At 49.0% G+C, this 19,319-nt stretch carries 14 protein-coding genes; all 14 read left to right on the top strand.

The annotated features are described in order from the left end of the window. Window positions 1–43: 43 nt before the first annotated feature. The 14 genes from DUE52_RS21315 (at window position 44) to DUE52_RS21250 (ending at window position 19,304) form a co-directional block, all read left to right on the top strand. Window positions 44–646 (top strand): hypothetical protein, encoded by a 603-nt coding sequence (locus DUE52_RS21315; RefSeq protein WP_114408077.1) that lies wholly within the window; start codon window positions 44–46, stop codon window positions 644–646. 15 nt (window positions 647–661) lie between these two features. Further along, the gene (locus DUE52_RS21310; RefSeq protein ID WP_133299897.1) at window positions 662–1,696 is read left to right on the top strand and encodes a hypothetical protein; all 1,035 of its coding nucleotides are present in this window, start codon (window positions 662–664) and stop codon (window positions 1,694–1,696) included. A 10-nt stretch (window positions 1,697–1,706) separates the two neighbouring features. Next, entirely contained in the window at window positions 1,707–2,726 is a 1,020-nt protein-coding gene (locus DUE52_RS21305; RefSeq protein WP_133299896.1) for a hypothetical protein, read from the top strand. Next, complete coding sequence (locus DUE52_RS21300; protein ID WP_114408074.1) at window positions 2,723–4,288, top strand: caspase family protein; 1,566 nt, start codon at window positions 2,723–2,725, stop codon at window positions 4,286–4,288. The genes DUE52_RS21305 and DUE52_RS21300 overlap by 4 nt, the downstream gene beginning before the upstream one ends. A 20-nt stretch (window positions 4,289–4,308) precedes the next feature. Beyond that, window positions 4,309–5,820, top strand: coding sequence for a DUF4384 domain-containing protein (locus tag DUE52_RS21295; RefSeq protein ID WP_165840982.1), 1,512 nt, complete (start codon window positions 4,309–4,311; stop codon window positions 5,818–5,820). A gap of 52 nt (window positions 5,821–5,872) precedes the next feature. After that, complete coding sequence (locus tag DUE52_RS21290) at window positions 5,873–7,630, top strand: M48 family metallopeptidase (RefSeq protein ID WP_114408072.1); 1,758 nt, start codon at window positions 5,873–5,875, stop codon at window positions 7,628–7,630. A 4-nt stretch (window positions 7,631–7,634) separates the two neighbouring features. Next, window positions 7,635–8,909: a caspase family protein gene (locus tag DUE52_RS21285; protein WP_114408071.1), complete on the top strand. Its 1,275-nt coding sequence runs from the start codon at window positions 7,635–7,637 to the stop codon at window positions 8,907–8,909. A 50-nt stretch (window positions 8,910–8,959) separates the two neighbouring features. Next, window positions 8,960–9,829 (top strand): LpoB-related protein, encoded by an 870-nt coding sequence (locus tag DUE52_RS21280; RefSeq protein WP_114408070.1) that lies wholly within the window; start codon window positions 8,960–8,962, stop codon window positions 9,827–9,829. 10 nt (window positions 9,830–9,839) lie between these two features. Continuing rightward, window positions 9,840–11,354, top strand: a complete 1,515-nt coding sequence (locus DUE52_RS21275) for a caspase family protein (protein WP_114408069.1) — start codon at window positions 9,840–9,842, stop codon at window positions 11,352–11,354. A gap of 1,676 nt (window positions 11,355–13,030) precedes the next feature. Beyond that, window positions 13,031–13,882: a polysaccharide biosynthesis/export family protein gene (locus DUE52_RS21270; protein ID WP_114408068.1), complete on the top strand. Its 852-nt coding sequence runs from the start codon at window positions 13,031–13,033 to the stop codon at window positions 13,880–13,882. A 72-nt stretch (window positions 13,883–13,954) separates the two neighbouring features. Further along, on the top strand, window positions 13,955–16,321 hold the full coding sequence (locus DUE52_RS21265; RefSeq protein WP_114408067.1) for a GumC family protein: 2,367 nt from the start codon (window positions 13,955–13,957) through the stop codon (window positions 16,319–16,321). Window positions 16,322–16,443: 122 nt separating this feature from the next. Then, window positions 16,444–17,550: a sugar transferase gene (locus DUE52_RS21260; RefSeq protein WP_114408066.1), complete on the top strand. Its 1,107-nt coding sequence runs from the start codon at window positions 16,444–16,446 to the stop codon at window positions 17,548–17,550. 32 nt (window positions 17,551–17,582) lie between these two features. Further along, entirely contained in the window at window positions 17,583–18,725 is a 1,143-nt protein-coding gene (locus DUE52_RS21255; RefSeq protein ID WP_229312253.1) for a DegT/DnrJ/EryC1/StrS family aminotransferase, read from the top strand. Window positions 18,726–18,728: 3 nt separating this feature from the next. Then, complete coding sequence (locus DUE52_RS21250; protein WP_114408065.1) at window positions 18,729–19,304, top strand: acyltransferase; 576 nt, start codon at window positions 18,729–18,731, stop codon at window positions 19,302–19,304. Window positions 19,305–19,319 lie beyond the last annotated feature (15 nt).

Genomic DNA, 19,319 nt, shown 5'->3' with positions numbered 1-19,319 from the left:
TACAGTGCTGATTGATAAAACTTTACAGAATAACCCCATCCCTATGAAATTCTTTTTTCTGCCCGTCTTGCTGAGTCTGATGCTGACCGGAGTCCAATCGGTATCGGGGGCCAACGCCACCACTGCAATTAATCCGGATACGCTGACCCGGCAGCAACTTCAGGACTTTGGCGAAGAAGCTAAAATCCGGATCAAGGCCTTCGTAGACTACCTGGGAATCATCGCGGACAAAGACCGTCCCTTCGATGAGCGCAATGGAGCCATCCGGCAGGCCCTGCTGATGTTCAAAAAAGATGTCAGCGTTGAGGTTTCCAATATCAATACGGGGGGGCGCACCATTTTGCCATTGCGGCAATATCTGGAAAAGATCAAGGCACTCAAATACGATAAAGTGCAGATTACCAACTTCGAATCGGTCCGATTGGATGATTGGAAAAAACAGCCTGATGGATCTTACCAGGCAACCGGGCTGTTTTTTCAGGCCTTCAAAGCCTGGCGAAATGGCGTCCCGGTTTATCAGGATAAAACCACCAAGAAGATAGAAGCGGACCTGCGGGTGCGGGAAGACCCCTTCTACAAGGAGAAAAACTGGATGGTTTTGTTGGGAAATATCACGGTGGATGCCACCGTTCGGGACGATAACTAATTGCACACAACGCGAATGACAATTTGGCAAATACTAATGGGAGTTGTTCCGCTGCTGGCGGTTTTGAGTCAGACGTCGGCGGTTATCGAAGGGCCACGAACGATGGAATCGGCCGATACGCTCCGGCAAGCCGGGGTGACGGATACGCTCAAAAAACCGGCGACAGATTCGCTGACCAGGCTCGCTGCGGATTCGGTGGTCCGGCCGGCCTATCTGTCCGTGGTGAGCCGGCCCGCCGAACCCTTCATGATTCAGCGCGTGGCTTTTGTGAATGATTTTCTGCACCGGCTCAATTACCAGCAAACGCCGACGCAGCAGGCTTTCGATTCCCTGAGTCGGCTGACCTACCCGCGGGAACGCTACCTTCGGATGCTTTTCAACGAAGACGACCCGCGGCTGAATGTGCGCTCGGGCCGACACAGCCCGGCCTATCAAACCCTGGTGGATGAGTTTGTGTCAACGATCGCAACCGACACGGCCGCCGTTTTGCTGCCGAAGGACACAGAGGAGTTATTTGGCGAAGTAGAATACGCGGTTTTGTATAAAAATACACCCCAGAAGGTTACCCTTTTTCTGAAAAGAAACCGGACGGATTCCTATTCGGACTGGAAAATTATCGATGCGGAGGCTCCGTTTCTGAAGGCTTCGCGGACGGATACCATGCGGCTGGATACGTCCCGACGCAACGATCGTTCGCTGTTTATCAGTTCTGAAACGCACGAAACCCGGTTTTTGAACCTGTACAAATTTTTGCGCAACCGCGAAAACCTGCTGGCTTTTACGCTTTCAGCCTATCCGGTTAGTAAAACGCTGATCCGACTGTCGAAGGCTGTTCAGGAGGGCAGCCTTACCTTACAACAAACCCAGAAAGTGCATCTGTATCTGGATATTCGCCGGGGCTGGCTGCTCAAACTGGAAGATTTTCACCGGGAAAAAGAGAATGCGGGCTGGCTCATTACCGACCTCTACAGCGTCGAGTACCGAACACCACTGCCTGCCGCCCTGAGCCGGTACATGAAATGGTCTGCATCGTCTAAAAAGTCTGACTGACATGAATAGCATGAAAAACATACTGGTAGGGATTCTGATCGGTGGCTGGATGTCCGGTACGACCGGTTGGGCTGCCCCCGTAAAACCCGCCGGATTCAATCTGGTGAATCCGGCCGTGGCAAACTGGCTGGCGAAGTGGGAAAACCGGGTCAATCGACTCAGTAGCCGGGTCGATTCGGCGGAGACGGACACCCGGAAACTGGCTTCTTTGCAAGACTTTTTTGTGGCCGACACGGTGAAGATTCCGGATTTGCGCCAGCCAGCGGTCATTTACCAGCACGTTTCGCCCCAAACCTCCGCCCGGAACTGGGTCAACGGATTTGCTCAACTGTTCTGGGAAGATGTCTTTCATTTCCAGCTTGAGCCGACCCGGATGCGGCAAATGGCCAAAAAGAAGAACCGCACCCGCCTTGAAGTGACCGCGTCGGTAGCGTTGACGGGCATCCTGAGCGAAGGCCGGCAGCCGCTGCGGCAACGCGACGAGTGGGTGCTTGAACTGGATGCGACGGAGCGGAAGGGAACCTACCAGGATTTGGTCATTCACAGCATCCGGCGGAAAGCCGACTCGGTCGAGCTACCGGGTTTGACCATTGCCAAAGTGGCCGGCTACCACGAGCAGATGCAGCATTGGTTTGTGCGGTTTCTGGCCGACTCTACCCGGCAAACCCAGGCACTTGGTAAACTGAAACAACTGATGCGCTCGGATACGGTGGTGGTCATGACCGGTGAAAAAGCCGATACGCTGACGCTGGCCCAGCTTCTGGCTTTGCGGCTGAGGCCCGAAGCCATCGCCCGGTTCCAGATTCAATCGTTCGACCTGGAATATTGTGATGACTTTATCGAGAACCCCGATAAGGTCGTGGTCGGACAGCTCATTGTGCTGGAAGGCGTCACGGTTTCGGTCGAAAGCCCGCAGATTTACCGGCGCAAACGAACGGATGCCGTGCCGTTTCCGGCCGGTCGCCGGGAGCCCTGGGTTCAGGCATTCAACCTGATCGTTCACTGGAATCAACCGGATCAACTGCGATGAAACACCTGTCAATTTTCGTGCTGCTACTGAGTCTGGCCGTTTTTTTTGGCCCCTCGATTCAGGCCCAGTCGGTCCGGACGGCGCTGCAATGGATGGAACTGGCCGACCGGGAAACCGATCCGCAGAAGGCCATTGGCTACTACCGGGAGGTGCTGAAAATCCAGCCCGATGGCCTGACGGCCGCCGAAGCCTACCACGGAAGCTCAGTGGTTCGCTCGTTGCCCGCCGTGAAAGCATATCGGGAAGCCCTGGAAGACGTCAATCAGGCCATTCGCCGGGACGAGGGGCCGGCCAAATATTACGCTCAGCGTGCGTATATCTACATTCAGTTGAGCGAGTATGAACGGGCCGCCCGCGATTACCAGCAGGCCATCAACCGCGCGCCATCCAAAGCGGATTATTACAGCGGGTTGAGCTACTGCCAAACCAAACACGGCCGGTTCGACGAAGCCGAAACCACGGCCCAGAAAGGCATCGATCTCAACGCCAATTCGCCCTATGCGTATCGAAACCGGGGCCGGGCGCGGTTGCGGAAAGGCCAGGTCGACGTGGCCATTGCCGACTTTCAGACGAGCCTGAAATTGAAACACGGCCAGCTTTTTCGGGTGTATTGCGATCTGGGTGAAGCCTATGAACAAAAAGGCGAATCGCAGCAGGCACTGAAATACTACCAGCAGTCGCTGGACATCGATCCTGATTTTCCGGATGCGCTGGTGGGCAAGGCACAACTGGAGCAGAAATTGAAAATTGGCGGAAAAACCGGTGCGCTGCCGGCTTCCAATTTCAACGGTCGCCGGATGGCGCTGGTGGTTGGCAACTCCGACTACAAGAACGTGAACAGTCTGGAGGGGCAACCCCGAAACGACGCCAAAGCCATGCAAAAACGGCTGACCGACCTGGGCTTCGAAACCATGCTCGTCACCGATGTGACGCGGGAAGGCATCGATAAAACGCTGCTGGAATTTTACAAAAAAGCCAGTAAAGCCGACGTGGCGCTGGTATTTTATGCCGGACACGGCGTGCAGCACCGGGGCGAAAATTACCTTCTGCCCGTCGATGCGCAGCTTAAAAACCCGGAAGACATGGATTTGCAGGCCATTTCGGTGACGAATCTGATCGACGCGATTCAAAAACAGGAGCCCCGGTATTGCATCATTATCATCGATGCCTGCCGCGACGACCCGTTCAGCAAACCCCCCGGAACTACCGCTCCGGCCCGCAAAGACAGCACCCGGTCGGTGCGGCTTTCGGGAGTTGCGGGCGAGCAGCCCCGCCCCGTGTCCCAGGGCGGACTGAGCCGCGGATTCAAGCGGATTCATGTCGAAAACAGCATCAATAACTGCTACGTGGCTCTGGCCACCGCACCCGGCTCCACCGCCCGGAATGGCCCGAAGGAGAATGGATACTATACGGCGGCCCTGCTCGCGCACCTTCGGCGGGGACGACGGATCGGGGATGTTTTTCAGGACGTACGCAGTGAAGTGATTGCTCAAACCCAGAAAAATGGATTTTCCCAACAACCGGAATACATCGACCGAACCGTCGAGCCCCTTGTTCTGTAACCCTAACGCTGATGAGATCTATGAAAAAAAATACGGCTACTGCTTTTTTGTTTTTCCTGTCGCTATGGGGTGGTTCACCGGCGGTTTGGGCTCAGCAACGCTTTACCAGGGGAGACAGTACCGCGTTTATTGTCAATTGCCATACGGCCCTGGAGGACTATACCAGCGCCCTGAACGCAGCCGGTTTTTACTGCCAGTCGCAGGGTGAATTCAACAGCAAACAACAGATTCTGATTGCCCAGTCGTTTGCCGGTAAAGAGACGTTTGTGTTCAGCGATCTGATGGGCGAGTCGTATCCCGTTGAGCAGTATTCGCAGCAGTTTCGCCTGTTCAAGGGCAATGCGGAAACCAATCTCGACCGGGAGAAATACCTGCTCAGCCGCAATAAGGAAGGGAAACTGGTGATGGTTACCTATGTAACCCAAACGACGGAGTTTAACAAACCGGGAACGGCCCGGACCAAACGGACGACCCCGCTGGCGATCCATTTTTCCTTTGATATCCTCACCGGATCGAGCGGTTTTGAGCCGCAGAACTACCGGATTGTCAAGATCGAAAAAGCCGCCGTCATTCCGCCCCAGGCCGTTTCTTTTCCGGTGGATGTGAACCTGTTCGAACTTCGCCAGCGTGAACGCAGCCTGAGCTGGGCGGTTTATCGGTTGGCCAAAAGCATCACGGAAAAACTGCCGGACAAGAGCAAACCGGTGGTGGTAAGGAAGTTTTCGTATGACAACAGCCAGCTCACGAATGCGTTTTCCGACCAGTTGGTGAACGAACTTCGTCAACGGCTAAAAACCGATGAAGGCCTGAGTGTGGTGGCCGACGACCCGGCCCAGGGGCTGGGGATTCGGGGAAGCTACCGGCAACGGGGCGGTCAGGTTGAAATCATGACCGAGCTGTTTGATCCGGCTACGGACAATAGCTTTGCCAAACTCACACCGAATCTGGATCTGCCCGTCACCTGGGTGCAGGAGAAGGGTCTTCAACTGAAACCGGAACAGAACGATGAGGTGATTGCCACCCAGCAGACCATTACGGGCGGAGCGCCACCGGCGTCGGCTCCGCCCGTGGAGGCCAAAACCGAACCCTTTCAGATTACGATGAAGGCTTCAGGGACGGCCCGGAAAAACCTGGAATTCTGGGAAAAAGACACCATGACGGTGCAAATCCGGGTCAATAAGCCCGGCCATGTCCGGCTGCTCTACGTGCAGACCAATGGCGAGGTCGCCCTGCTCTGGAACGACTTCGAGATTAAACCGGGTCAGGAAAACAAGGACATTGTGTTTCCGGATCAGTTTGAGTGTATTCCGCCTTTTGGTCAGGAAACCCTGATTGCTGCGGCATCGACCACCCGGTTTTGTACGGTCGAAACCAAACCGAACGAACACGGCGCAGACATCATCGTGGGAACGTTGAAAGATGCGCTGAAAAACGCCCGGTGTGTGGATCGGGGCATGGCCCGGTTGCCCCAACTGGCCGAGACACGGCTGGTTCTGACGACCCGCAGCGCGGTGGCCCAACGCACGAAATGACGTTTTGAATTCGCCGTTGACCCGGCCATACCTTTTATCTAACCCTGGTCTTATGAAAACCATGCGTATTAATCTGTTGATGGGGATACTGCTCTTTCTGCCGCTGACCCTGGTGGCCCAGAAGGGCAAGAAAAAAAAGGAGGAATCGAAGCGGGAAACAACGGCTCCAAAGCCCGTAGCCCCGGTGGTGCCGGATACGCCGGTGGATGAAGTGCCCCTTGATAAAACCGGAAAAGGGATTATCATCGAGTTTAAACCGCCTTATAAATACATGCTGGTGCTGGCCGAAAACGATGAAGAGGGGCGATATAGCCACGTGTTCATGACCGATTCAACCCTGTTTCCGAAACGCAGGGTGAGCTACTCGAAAGGAATCCGGCGAAAAGTGAAACCCCAGGATTTACTGACGCCGTCTTCGTTCCGGGCCGGTATGGAGATTAGCTTCCATTTCGACCATTACCAGCGGACGTTGCGGAACATCGCCAAAGAATTTTATCTGGATGATGATTATTTCGGGAAGGCCAAAGTCAGCGGTATTCTCGAATTTCGGGATGGAAACCGGGCCATTATCGACGGACAGGAAGTGCGGATGGATCCCAAAGCCGAGGTGAAGGGCCAGGACGAATGGAAAAACAAAACTTTCAACTCGTTTAACCAGATGCAGTTGGGAGCCGAACTGACCGTAACGGGTCGGCGCGATACGAGTGGGGTTATTTTTGTCAAATCCGGCACCATGCGCCCGGTTGAAATCAGTAAGGACGATTTGTTGATGCGCCGGGCCATCAACAAGGCTTTGTTCATGAACAAAGATGTTTTACAGATTGGAAAAGACATGTCGTATCGCTTCGTGACCGAGCGAAACCTGTTTGCGTATGTTAATGATGTGGGGCAGAAGCTGATTCCGGAATACCTGAAATCACTGGACCCCAACCACCCTGATTTTATCAACTTCAAGTTTTATCTGGTTCACGACGATTCATTCAACGCGTCGGCCTATCCCAACGGAACGGTCATTGTGCATACCGGACTGATCAAACAACTGGAAAACGAGGCCCAGTTGGCGGCCATTCTCGGACACGAAATTGCCCACGTTACCCAGCGCCACCACACCAAAAGCTACCGCACAGGCAAAGACTGGCAGGCACTGGCGGATTTCGGCAGTACCGTGACCGGCTACCAAACCGGCAGCGATGTGCCGGCCAAGTTGATTCAGGCGGCCAAAGACATGTACCACAGCAGTTATAACCGCGAACAGGAAACCCAGGCCGACCGCATCGGGCTGCAATACATGTTCATGGCCGGCTATGACCCCCGCCAGGCGGCCAAAGTCTGGAGTAAACTGGCACGGGATGAAAAGGAAGCCGGTGAATCGCCGGAGGAAGCCGCGGCCCTGCAATACGTCATGAACGCTTCGGAGACCGGCGAACAACGGCACGACAACAGCCAGCGGGCCTCCGACCTGGCAGCTACGGGCTATGCGTTGAGAAGCCAGAACTACGCCATGCTCGCGTTCCGGAATGTGGCGGCCAAAAAAGGCGAGTCGGTATATTCGTCACACCCGCGCTCCCTCGACCGGTTCAACCACGTGAACTTCCTGCTTTCGACGGCCTTTGCCTACACGGATTTTAATACGCTGGAAACCAACGAGCCTGACTTCAAAAAGGTGCAGACTCAGCTTAAGAAAATCGTCGTTCAGCCCGCAGCGGGGGTGAAAACACCGGACAAGCCCGGTGACAAAAAGAAGAACTCTAAAACACCGGGGAAGAAACCCGCGAACAACCGGGGGAAAACATTCGTAAAACCGCAGTAGCCCTATGCGCATCGTAGCCCTTCTCTGTCTACTCTGTTTCGCCGGCCCGTTGACGTCACCGTCTCTGGGGCAGGCGAAACTGCATTTCATCGTTTTTGCCGACACGGATGATCCGACCCTCGGCGACGCCAATCGCAAAACGTACAATTACCTGACCGGCAATTACGGACCCAACGTTGCCCGATACGCCGGTTTATCACTCGAAATGGCGGCCTATAGCGGGGCCAAATGCCTGGCCACCGAACTGGACCAGAAGCTGGACGCGCTGAAAGTGGACTCCGACGATGTGGTGCTGTTTTACTTTATCGGACACGGCTGGAACAACCGCCAGAACGAGTATCCCTCCCTGATTTTTGGAAAAGCCAACGCCGACCGGGCCACGCTGGAAACCAGTTCCCGAAATCTGCAAACGATTTACGAACGGATTCTGGCCAAAAAACCGCGTCTGGCGCTGGTGATTGGCGAAGCCTGCAACAAAGAAAGGAGCGATGAGCCGCCCGTCACCAGCAAACGTGAGGCCATTCCGATGGATGCGCCGGAAAGTGCCGATGCCGCCAAATACAACGCATTGTTTCGGAATTATGCCGGGAGTTTGATTCTGAGCAGTTGCAAACGCAACCAGTATTCCTTCAGCGATCCGAAAGGCGGCTGGCTGGGGGTTTCCTGGCAGGTGGCGACCAACCGGCTGCTGTCGTCGAAAACAAAGGAAAAACCGACCTGGGACCAGTTTGTAAAAACCGTTGTCAAACTGACCGAAAGTGCGGCTGCGAAGAACAACCAGAACCAGAATCCGCAGCTACAGATGGCTATTCGCCCCGTCCAGGGAGGAGGGGGCGGTGTTCCGCCAAAACCGCCGGTTTCGCCCATACTAACAGATCAAGCGCCCTGCCCGCCTTTGGACAGCTACGTAAACGAGACGGCCCTGGCCGGTATTCGGGAAGATTTGCCGCTGTTGAAGCGGATGGACGAGGAAATCAGCACGGACAATGCCGAGCAGTTTGCCGAAAAATTCGACACCTTTTACCGCAACCAGAAGAATTTCTATGATTCCCTGAACCAGATGCTTTTCTACGAGCAGGCCGATATGCCGGAACGTTGCCGGGCTGGTTTTCAACAGGATACACGCTGGGTAAAGCCCAAAACGACGGAAATTATCCGGCGGTATCAGATCGTGGTCAAAATGAGTAAAGAACCCCAGCAACTTGTGGCCCAGGCCCGGAGCGAATTGCCCTCGCTCATCCGTCGGCTGGAGGAAATTCTCGAAAAACTGGATAAATAATCGCGCACTCAACACCAATTTTCTCTCGTTAAAAACAAATCACGTTTACTATGAAAGTTCTCTTTACGTTAGCTGCATGGCTTTTTGTGGTTCCCCTGACGATGGCTCAGGTTTCGTCGCAGCCGGTTGTGAGCGTGTTTCCGTTCAAAGGAAACTACAGCGACCGGGTCACCTCGGCCGTTTTTTCGGGTCTCACGAGTTCAAGACGGGTTAAAACCGTCGATTCGTCCACCCTGGATGAGATTGTTCAGCAGCAGAAAAAGTCGCTGGACGACAAATACGATCAGACCAACGCCATTCAGGCCGGGCAGTTGGCCGGGGCTCAGTTCATGATCAACGGCGAGGTAACGGCGGTGAATTTCAGTAACCAGCGGATCGGGAATGTGACCTATTATAATTGCAATGTGGAAGCCAAGGTGCAGGTGACCGACCTCGAAACCGGCGTCAGTGAGTTTGAAACGCTTCAGAGTTCGTCCAGTTCCAGCAGCAATTCGGATCAAGATTATCTGGTCAATATTGCCATGAGTTCCCTGATGTCCAAGGCGGAAAGTTTTGCCCGTCGAAAATTTCCGGCCAGTATGCAAATTCTGGAAGTACTCGAAAAAAGCGAGAAAAAAGGTATCATCAGCTTCCGGGTCGAAGGCGAGGGGCTGACCTCGAAAGCATCGGCATCGGACGGAGACGAGCTTCCGTTTCCTTTTCCGCTGCCGGGTATGCGCACGCGCATCATCATCACCAACCAGCGCGAAGTAGTTCGCCCGGATGGAACCAAACGGATTGTGAATGAGGAAGTTGCTTTTGCAAAAATTAAAAAGGTCGAAGATGGTGGTACGGCTTTGTGTACGGTGACCGAAGGCGGAAAGAAGCTGCAGGAATTGTGGGATAAACAGGCCCGGCTGATGCTTAAAACCACCAATTAAAGAAGAGACGATGATGAGATTCCGATTGAGTGTGCTGTCGGTTTTGATGGGGAGTTGGCTGGTGTGTGCCACGGTTTTCGGGGCTGTGGCCGAACCGCCGGTAGCGGTCGTTGTGAAGACGGGGAGTGCCCAGGACCTGACGTCTGTCATTCCGGTTTTGCAGGGATTGCTTCGCGAGCGGAAATTTTCGGTCGTATCGGGTTCGCAGGCCGGCGAGGCCGGGTGGCGGATCGAAGTCAGTTGTTTGACGGATAAATGCCCGCTGGATGCGTCGGTGCCGCGGGTGATCATCAAACTGGAAGCCTTCGACCCCGAACTGCCGGAGCCGGTCGCCATTGTCAGGGCTCCCCATTGTAGTGTTCAATCGATTGATCAGGCGGCTTCCCAGGCGGTTACGATTCTTTTCAAAGGCCGGGGGGCGTATGAACGCGACCGGGAAGCGTTTTTTCGGCAGATAGGCTTTCATTTTTCCGGAAAACAGGCGGCAAAACCGGTGTTGGCCGTGCGGGATACCGTTGGCCCGCAAATTGATGTGATCAGCCCTTCGCTGCCGGAAGCGGCCCGGGGCATGGCCCGGTTGGCAAAGGCTAAAACGGGTGAGGTCACCATCATCGGGCGGGTCACCGATCCCTCGAAGGTCGATCGGCTCACGCTCAACGGCCAGTCGGTTGCGCTCGACGAGAAAGGGACGTTTCAGCCGGTGGTGCAACTGACCGACCGGGGCGACTACCCCATTCTGATGGAAGCGTATGATGCGGTGGGCAACGTCAGTCGGCTGGAATTTACGCTGACGCCCCAGATGGCCCAGCGGATTGCGGCTGCGAAGTCGGCGGTCGATAAACGGCTGGCGTTGGTGATCGGAAACGGTGGGTACACGGGCGTACCAGCGCTGGGCAATCCGGTCAACGATGCCGACGCGATGGCCAGCTCGCTGACCAGCCTGGGATTCAGGGTGATCAAATGCACGAATGTCGACCGGATTGCTCTCATCAGTGCCATCAATACATTTGGAGAGGTGCTGAGCAAGGAGAAGTATACGGTCGGGATGGTCTATTACGCCGGTCATGGCGTTCAGCGCAACGGGTTGAATTACCTGGTGCCGGTGGAAGTGACGAAACAGAGTGATGTTGAATCGGAATGTGTTGGCTTGCAGCATATTCTGAATAAAATGGAAGCCGCCAACACCCGCGTCAACATTCTGGTGATGGATGCCTGCCGAAACGATCCGTTCGTCAAACCGGTCCAGCAACGGGATGCCGGCAATTCGGGCGGGCCGGCGTCGATTAAAGCCCCAACCGGCACGCTCATTGCCTTTGCCACCGCGCCCGGCAGTACGGCCGCCGACGGAACCGGTAAAAACGGCACCTACACCGAAAGTTTGCTGCAACACATTCAGAAGCCCAACGTCTCGATTGAGTCCGTATTCCGGCTGGTGCGCACGGATGTGATGCAGAAAACGAACAACGAACAGATTCCGTGGGAGTCGACTTCGCTGACGGGCGACGAGTTTTATTTCCGGCGTTGAAAATTAACGAGTTGGCCGTCTACGTACTGACCTCCTCAGGGAAATCTTTTACAGGGATTGTGCTCGTTTACGCTGCATGATGAAACTTAAAATCAAGAAAAAAGCTGGAAATTTGTAGCGGCCAAGCAACAAAAAAACAGCCCCGTAATGATTGAATATTACTCACCAAAAGTAGGAAAAATCTGCCAATCCGCCACTCAACAAGCAGGAGGATTATGGTACTTAGCCCGCCTGAAAATGCTCTTTGCGCTCATTTTCAGTTTGATAAAAACGCGTAGTTTACAGTTTGCTGAATTGGCTACCAAACTCAATAACCGAAATTCGAAATAGTATAACAAATAGTTTCATGAAAGCTAAAAATCAGTAACTTATAGATTTCTATCACTACTTATGAAAACCAAAATTTATTAAACGGCAGCACTTATTTTTATGTAACGCAAATGATTGTGTGTAAGTATAATAATAATCTGGGGTACTTAGAAAAGAAATTAATATACTTAGAAAAAATACTTAAATGAAACATATTTTTTTAGAAATAAAAAAATATGTTTGTAATATTGGGAGTTCCTTAAATCAAAAAAAGCAAAAATCAAAAGGATTTTAAGCGCCTTCTGCGATGAAGAAGAAATGATACGGGAGTTTTTAGAATTACCGTTTGGCATTCCCTCTCCGATACATTAAGCCGGGTGTTTCGATTCCTTAATCTGTGTCAATTAGAAAATTTGTTGACTAACTGGGGTCAGCAGATTTCGTAACGATTGATGCCATTGCCAATTTGGTCATTGATAAATAGGCCGATTATATCATTAGCCTGAAAGCGAATCAGGATGGGCCGTACGGGCCAGTAGTCGATTGGTTTGAGCGGTCAGGTTTGTCTTTGCCAACTACTGTTGGTTGTACATTGGATTATGGAAGGGGCTGAAAACTGAATTTTGATGGTGAATCAGTCCTTAGAGTCAAAAATTATGGTCTAATAACAGCATTTCACTTTAAAAAAAATGAGTAGATTTTCAAAAAAAAGTATTTCAACTGGCGAATAGTTATTTACCACAAGTTCTTGTGTGTATTAAAACATAAAAAATGTCATGAAAGATATTCATTTTTATCTACTTTTTAACTAGAAAGTAGATAAAATATTTTTCAATACAATACTTGGAACTAAACTGGTTCATTAAGATTGATAATATCCATAATTAGGTTTTTTTTAAAAAAAATTGGATATTTATTGCAAATAATTCAATTTTATCACTAAATTCGTTTGTGGAATAACCCGGTAGAATTAAAAAGTACATGAATTTTACTTTTTAAAAGTAAAGCACAATTATGTTCCCGGTTCTGTAAAGCAATTTCACTTTTATTGTTAGTATACAAGTGATTTGTTGGCGTAAGGGATACATTAAATTGGTAAAATTCTTTGAGACTTAATAGTTAAAACTACTTAAGTATGGCCCTCGGAGTGCCAGTTTCTAAAATTCAACATTGTAAATTCAAAAGAATTAAAATGTTGAGTTTGTAACGCATATTAATAAGAGTTTAAAAGGATTTATATTAGTCGTATTTCATTTTTTCTACGTTCCATTATAATAATGGGACTGAACGGGCGAAGCCTTGGAAATTAATGAATTTTATCTGCTACATTCCATCTTACAATGTAACTTTCTGAAAACTAACACTAAATGGGTATAGGTATTATAAACACAATTAAAGAAATAGAAAAAGTCATTTTCATTGGATGTTTCCTTGTCTTTCAATTATCATCCTGCAAAAGTGTTAAACCACCCCCGCCCCAATTCGAGTATTTTCAGAGTAAAGATTTAACCTTCCCGGCTTCTATCGAAACCGCTGTTCCCCAGATATCTAAAATCCAGAAAGGGGATATTCTCGGCATTATCGTGAGTAGCTTAAATAAGGAATCCAATGAGATACTCAATTTTTACAATGTAAGCTCATTGCCACTTGCCACCTTTTCGCCGGGCGCTGCCGGCGCCGGCAATCAGCCGCTGGGGTATCCCGTAGATTCGTTGGGAAATGTGTCCATGCCGCTCATTGGCAAGCAAAAGCTGGAAGGGTTGACCTTGCAACAGGCTGAGGAAAGAATTAGGCTTGAAGTTGAAAAAACGCTCAAGGATCCGGCGGTCAACATTCGGTTTATGAATCACAAATTTACGGTTCTGGGTGAAGTGGGGAACGTTGGTACATTTAATTTACTGAATGATCAGACCACCCTGATTGAAGCCATAACAGCAGCCGGGGATTTGACGGTATATGGAAAAAGAGATAGCATTACCGTTATCCGGTCGGTGAAAGGGAAACGGGAAATCGGGAAAGTAAGCCTGCGCAACCGCGAAGTTTTTACATCTCCGTATTTCTACGTCAAGCATGATGACATTATCTATGTGGAGCCTACGAAGGATAAGACGCTTCCGCCCCAACCGCAACCAACCAGTTTATTTGTTCAGCGAGCACCCATTTATTTGAGTTTATTTACGACATTTCTATCGGTATTTTATTTGATATCGCGATTTTGAGACCATCGCACAAGGTAATCTTTCAGGAACGGTTACATTGTCTACCTGCGTTCGGTTATTGAAAATTTGACTATGAGCAACACTGAACAGATTTTTGAAGAAGATGATGATACTGATATTCTTGGTTACGTCTTTAAATATCTGCGTTACTGGTATTGGATTGTTTTGGCTCTGGGCTTAAGTTTTACCTTTGCTTATGTATACCTGAAACAATACACGCCGATTTATCAGGTAAATGCCACACTTTTGATCAAGGATGAGAAAAAAATGAACGCCGAAGTGCTCGAAAAACTGGACATGGGCGGTCGGAGTAAACTCGTAGAGAATGAAATCGAAGTGTTGAAATCAAGGGCATTGATTAGACGAGTCGTAGATGACCTGAATTTGATTGTAACCTACTGGAAAGAAGCAAAAGCACGGGATAATGAATTGTATACAGATAGCCCGATTGTATTGAATACGACAGAATTAACGGCTTTTGCATACGGCAATCCTCTATACATTAAAGTAGAGTCCGGCAATAAATATCAACTGTTGGACAACGAGCAGAATACGATAGGAACGTTTGAATATAACCAGTTGGTAAAATCCAAATACGGTAAATTCCGGGTATCTGATCGGGACAGTCTCAACACCGTATATACTACACCGATAAAGGTTGTTTTTCAGGATCGCGACGGTTTGGTAAACGGTTTAATCAGTGGATTGCAGATCGCACTTCTCAACCCCAAGAGCACACTCATTTCTCTGGGGCTCGAAACTGCGGTGCCGGCAAAAGGCAAAGATATCCTGATGAAGTTATTGGATGAATATGCCTTTACGTCATTAGAAGATAAAAACCGGGAAGCTACCAATACGCTTCGTTTTATTGAAGAAAGATTGAAACTGGTTACGGCAGAATTGGGTGGGGTTGAACAAAATGTGGAACAATTTAGAAAAACGAAGGGTGTCGGCGATTTAAGCTCGGAAGCAAATTTATTCTTGGGAAAAGTCGAAGAAAATGATTCAAAACTGAATGAACTCGATATTCAGTTAAAAGTTCTGGATGGGATCGACGAGTATTTGAATAGTTCCCAGGTAGGTATTGTGGCACCGGCTACGATGATGGGGGTTAGTGATCCAGTCCTGACTTCTTATATTGCGCAATTATCGCAATTGGAAATAGATCGGAGTAAACTGGCCCAAACCGTTCAGCCGGGCAACCCCTATCTGGAAACCATCAACAGCCAAATGCGGAATGTGAAACAAGCGATTCGTGAAAATCTAAATAACCAACGGGCTAGTTTAAATGTGACGAAACGCAGTTTAATTGAATTAAATAACCGGTTTGAAGGTGCAATTTCAACCATTCCACGGAAAGAACGAGAATTTGTAGGTATTAAAAGACAGGCAAATATTAAAGAAGATTTGTACTTATTGTTGTTAAGAACGCGCGAAGAAACGGCTTTATCATATGCGTCCACGGTTACTGACAGCCGACTGGTCGATGTTCCCTTCACGACCGGCGGAGCCATCCGACCTGATAAAAATAATATCTACTTAATTGCTCTTTTATTAGGCCTTTCAATACCGATCGGGCTTATTGCCATCAAAGAGATGCTAACCAATACGGTTCAGTCCAAAAAAGAAATTGAAAAGAGAACCGGCTTGGTAGTTTTTGGCGAAGTAGGCATTAAACCAAAAGAAGAAAAAGGAGAAATCATTGATATAAAAAGCCGTAGTTTTGTTAGTGAACAGATTCGGATGCTTCGTTCTAACATGCAATATCTATTTTTAGATACCAAGGAGGGCGTCGGAAATACGATTATGATAACATCATCTACAAGCGGAGAAGGGAAGAGTTTCATCGCACTTAATTTCGCAGCTTCTTTGGCTTTTCTGGACAAAAAAGTAGTTATTATTGGCCTGGATTTGCGGAAACCCAAAATACAAGAATATCTACACATTAGTAATAAGGTGGGTATGTCGAATTACCTGATCGGGAAAGCCGAGATTGAAGAGGTAATTCAAAGTACCTTAATTGAAAACGTTTATTTGATCCCCAGTGGCCCCATACCTCCTAATCCCTCCGAGTTGATAGCCAATGGCCGGATTATAAAACTGATCGAAATTCTGAGACAATCTTTTGACTATATTTTAATCGATACTCCCCCAGTTGGTCTAGTAACTGATGCTACGCTTCTGTCAGCTTACACGGACGTTTGTTTTTATTTAGTACGTCATGAGAAAACACCCAAGCTCTATCTGAACACGATAAATGACCTGAATAAGAAGAAAGTATTTAAATCCCTCAATGTGATTTTTAATGCAGTCAATTACAAAAACTCCTCTGATTATGGCTATGGTTATGGATACGGGTATGGCTATGGAAACGGGGGATATTATGCTGAAAAAACAACCCAGAAAAGCTGGTTCAATCGATTTATAACGAAGGATTAATGTGATCCTCAACTATTGACACTAGTTGTCCACCCTTAATAAAAATTGAGAGTGACAAGTCAAAGTTTTAATATTACAAGCGTATTTCTGTTTACCTATAGTTTCCCTGTCCTACCTATAAAATGTTTTACAGTCTGTTTACCTTAAAGGGTGAGCGCTCACTAGAGTCGGATTTTCCGAAAGAGAAATTCGATCCAATAAATTCGATCTCATCCGGTAACGGATTTTTACAAAAGAAAATACCTGATTATTTATTGAATTTTGCCAATAAGCCTAACTGGACCTGTGTACAACTAGAAGAGATCATACAAAACACATTTCATCGGAAAGTTGATAATTTGTACCTTGATGAGATCCTCTTAAAATCGGATAATCCTAATCTGATTTTCGAAAGAGTTCGCCAATACTTATCGCCCGATGGTTATTTTGCTTTTAGAATAGTCACGGCGGAAAATATAAAATTCAAAATTCAGGAGCGGTTTTCTTCCAGCATATTCAATATTTATTACCCATTTCACTTTTTATCCAGAAGGGTTCTGCCTAAGCTCAAAGGATGTCGAAAAATTTGCCGGTTACTGACAATACCCATCGACGTTTCTAAAGCCGAGATAATGGGTCGGCTTATTTATAAAGGTTTCAATATCATCGATTTGGTAGAGACCGATTACGAAACGGTCATTATTACGCAGCCTAGTAGCGTTTCTAATCCCAGTATTTCAAATCCTGAACCCAATGAAGGGTTTCTTTTTAAGATGAAACGTCTGGGTGAAAATGGGAAAGGAATCACCGTTTATAAATTTCGTTCAATGCATCCCTACGCTGAATACGTACAGGACTATTTACACCGAAAAAATGGGCTGGAAGCGGGGGGGAAATTCAAAAATGATTTCAGGGTCAGTACGGGCGGGCGGGTACTCCGCAAATACTGGATCGACGAATTGCCAATGCTATATAATCTGTTAAAAGGCGACATTAAATTAATTGGTGTCCGCCCCATTAGTGAGCATTATTTTAGCTTGTATCCCGAACACGCCCAAGTCATCAGGAAAAAATATAAACCCGGTTTATTACCGCCTTTTTACGCCGATATGCCGGTTACTTTCACGGAGATCGTTCAGTCGGAAGTAACTTATTTGCAGGCGTATGCAAAAGCCCCATTTCAGACGGATCTGCTATATCTCAGGCGGATACTGACCAACATTATTGTTAAAAAAGTACGTAGCAAATAGCTTTTTTAACCGGAAGACCTGACGCCTTCGCCATGAAAACCGACGATCTGGGGACTATCCAAATGGTTGATTTACGAAATCAATACCTGAAAAGTAAAGCTGCGATCGATACTGCAATTCAGGATTGTATCGATTCAACGGCTTTCATCAAAGGACCCCAGGTAGCATCGTTTGAAAAACAACTGGCCACGAATCTGAACATCCCGTATGTGGTTTCCTGCGCGAACGGAACCGATGCACTGCAACTGGCCATGATGGCGCTGGACTTAAAACCAAACGATGAAGTGATCGTGCCGGCGTTTACCTACGTGGCCACTGCCGAAGTAGTTGCCTTGCTCGGTCTAAAACCGGTCATCATTGATGTCGACCCGCGGACGTTTACCATCGATCAGCACCTGGTGGCTGAAGCAATTACCCCCAAAACCAGACTGGTGGTTCCGGTACATTTATTTGGCCAGTGCGCTGATATGGAGGGGATTCTGCAATTGTGCAACGATCAGGATATTGCCGTTATCGAAGATGCCGCCCAGGCCATTGGAGCGACCTACACTTTTCGGGATGGACGCGTAAAAACCGCCGGTGCGCTGGGCGATTTGGGGACAACCTCGTTCTTCCCTTCCAAGAATCTGGGTTGCTTTGGTGACGGCGGGGCGGTTTTCACTAATTCCGAGCAATTAGCTGAGAAAGTAAAAATGATTGCCAACCATGGTCAATCGCGGAAGTATTCTCATGACACGATTGGGGTGAATTCCAGATTAGATTCTATTCAGGCAGCCATTTTAATCGAGAAACTAAAACAGTTGACGACGTATACATACAACCGTCAGCGCGTGGCAGACTTATATGACGAAGCATTGAAAAATTGCGATGCTATTGAAATTCCGTACCGGGCCAGCCATTCGACGCATGTTTTTCACCAGTATACGTTGAAAGTCCCGGCCGACCGCCGGGACGATTTGAAAGCCTACCTGAGTCAGAAAAAAATACCCAGTATGATCTATTATCCGATGCCACTGAACAACCAGAAGGCTTATCAGGGAATCGGAAGGGTAGTCGGTAATTTGAAAGTGACGCAGGATCTGTGTCAGCGGGTTATTTCGTTGCCGATGCATACGGAGTTGTCGGATGCCCAGGTGGCTTACATTGCCGAATCGGTGATCGATTATTTCGCTTAAACCGTGGAATCCGTTTTTATCCATCCGACCGCCGTTGTCGATGAAGGTTGTGAAATTGGTGAGGGGACTACCATCTGGCATTTCTCTCATATCATGCCCGGCTGCATCATCGGCAAAAGCTGTAATATCGGCCAAAACGTGGTGATTTCACCGAAGGTGGTATTGGGCAATAACGTAAAAGTACAAAACAACGTGTCGATTTATACGGGCGTTACCTGCGCCGACGATGTGTTTCTGGGTCCTTCCATGGTGTTTACGAATGTCTCTAACCCGCGGAGTGCCATTAACCGACGTGCACAGTACGAAAAGACGCACGTTGGCAAAGGAGCCAGTATCGGGGCCAACGCGACGATTGTGTGCGGAAATGACATTGGTGAATATGCCTTTATTGGCGCCGGTGCCGTGGTCACCAAACACGTACCGCCTTACGCCCTGGTCATTGGTAACCCGGCAAAACAGTTGGGCTGGATCAGTGAATACGGGCATCGACTGGTTTTCGATGCAGATGGGATCGCAACCTGTCCGGAAAGTGGGGTGTTTTATCAACTGAAAAATGGTGCCCTGTCGATAACCGAGTGAAAAACGTGTATTTCT

Origin of the sequence: Larkinella punicea (assembly GCF_003334855.1) — a bacterium.
In the GTDB taxonomy this organism is placed as follows: Bacteria; Bacteroidota; Bacteroidia; order Cytophagales; family Spirosomataceae; genus Larkinella; species Larkinella punicea.
The sequence above is the reverse complement of the archived record's forward strand: the minus strand, read 5'-3'. Positions and strand labels throughout refer to the sequence as shown.

What these genes read in the sequence shown, in the direction of transcription:
- DUE52_RS21285 (WP_114408071.1), top strand. Translation starts at nt 7,635, where the DNA reads ATGCGCATCGTAGCCCTTCTCTGTCTACTCTGTTTCGCCGGCCCGTTG.
- DUE52_RS21255 (WP_229312253.1), top strand. Translation starts at nt 17,583, where the DNA reads ATGAAAACCGACGATCTGGGGACTATCCAAATGGTTGATTTACGAAAT.
- DUE52_RS21315 (WP_114408077.1), top strand. Translation starts at nt 44, where the DNA reads ATGAAATTCTTTTTTCTGCCCGTCTTGCTGAGTCTGATGCTGACCGGA.
- DUE52_RS21280 (WP_114408070.1), top strand. Translation starts at nt 8,960, where the DNA reads ATGAAAGTTCTCTTTACGTTAGCTGCATGGCTTTTTGTGGTTCCCCTG.
- DUE52_RS21275 (WP_114408069.1), top strand. Translation starts at nt 9,840, where the DNA reads ATGATGAGATTCCGATTGAGTGTGCTGTCGGTTTTGATGGGGAGTTGG.
- DUE52_RS21290 (WP_114408072.1), top strand. Translation starts at nt 5,873, where the DNA reads ATGAAAACCATGCGTATTAATCTGTTGATGGGGATACTGCTCTTTCTG.
- DUE52_RS21270 (WP_114408068.1), top strand. Translation starts at nt 13,031, where the DNA reads ATGGGTATAGGTATTATAAACACAATTAAAGAAATAGAAAAAGTCATT.
- DUE52_RS21300 (WP_114408074.1), top strand. Translation starts at nt 2,723, where the DNA reads ATGAAACACCTGTCAATTTTCGTGCTGCTACTGAGTCTGGCCGTTTTT.
- DUE52_RS21310 (WP_133299897.1), top strand. Translation starts at nt 662, where the DNA reads ATGACAATTTGGCAAATACTAATGGGAGTTGTTCCGCTGCTGGCGGTT.
- DUE52_RS21305 (WP_133299896.1), top strand. Translation starts at nt 1,707, where the DNA reads ATGAAAAACATACTGGTAGGGATTCTGATCGGTGGCTGGATGTCCGGT.
- DUE52_RS21295 (WP_165840982.1), top strand. Translation starts at nt 4,309, where the DNA reads ATGAAAAAAAATACGGCTACTGCTTTTTTGTTTTTCCTGTCGCTATGG.
- DUE52_RS21265 (WP_114408067.1), top strand. Translation starts at nt 13,955, where the DNA reads ATGAGCAACACTGAACAGATTTTTGAAGAAGATGATGATACTGATATT.
- DUE52_RS21260 (WP_114408066.1), top strand. Translation starts at nt 16,444, where the DNA reads ATGTTTTACAGTCTGTTTACCTTAAAGGGTGAGCGCTCACTAGAGTCG.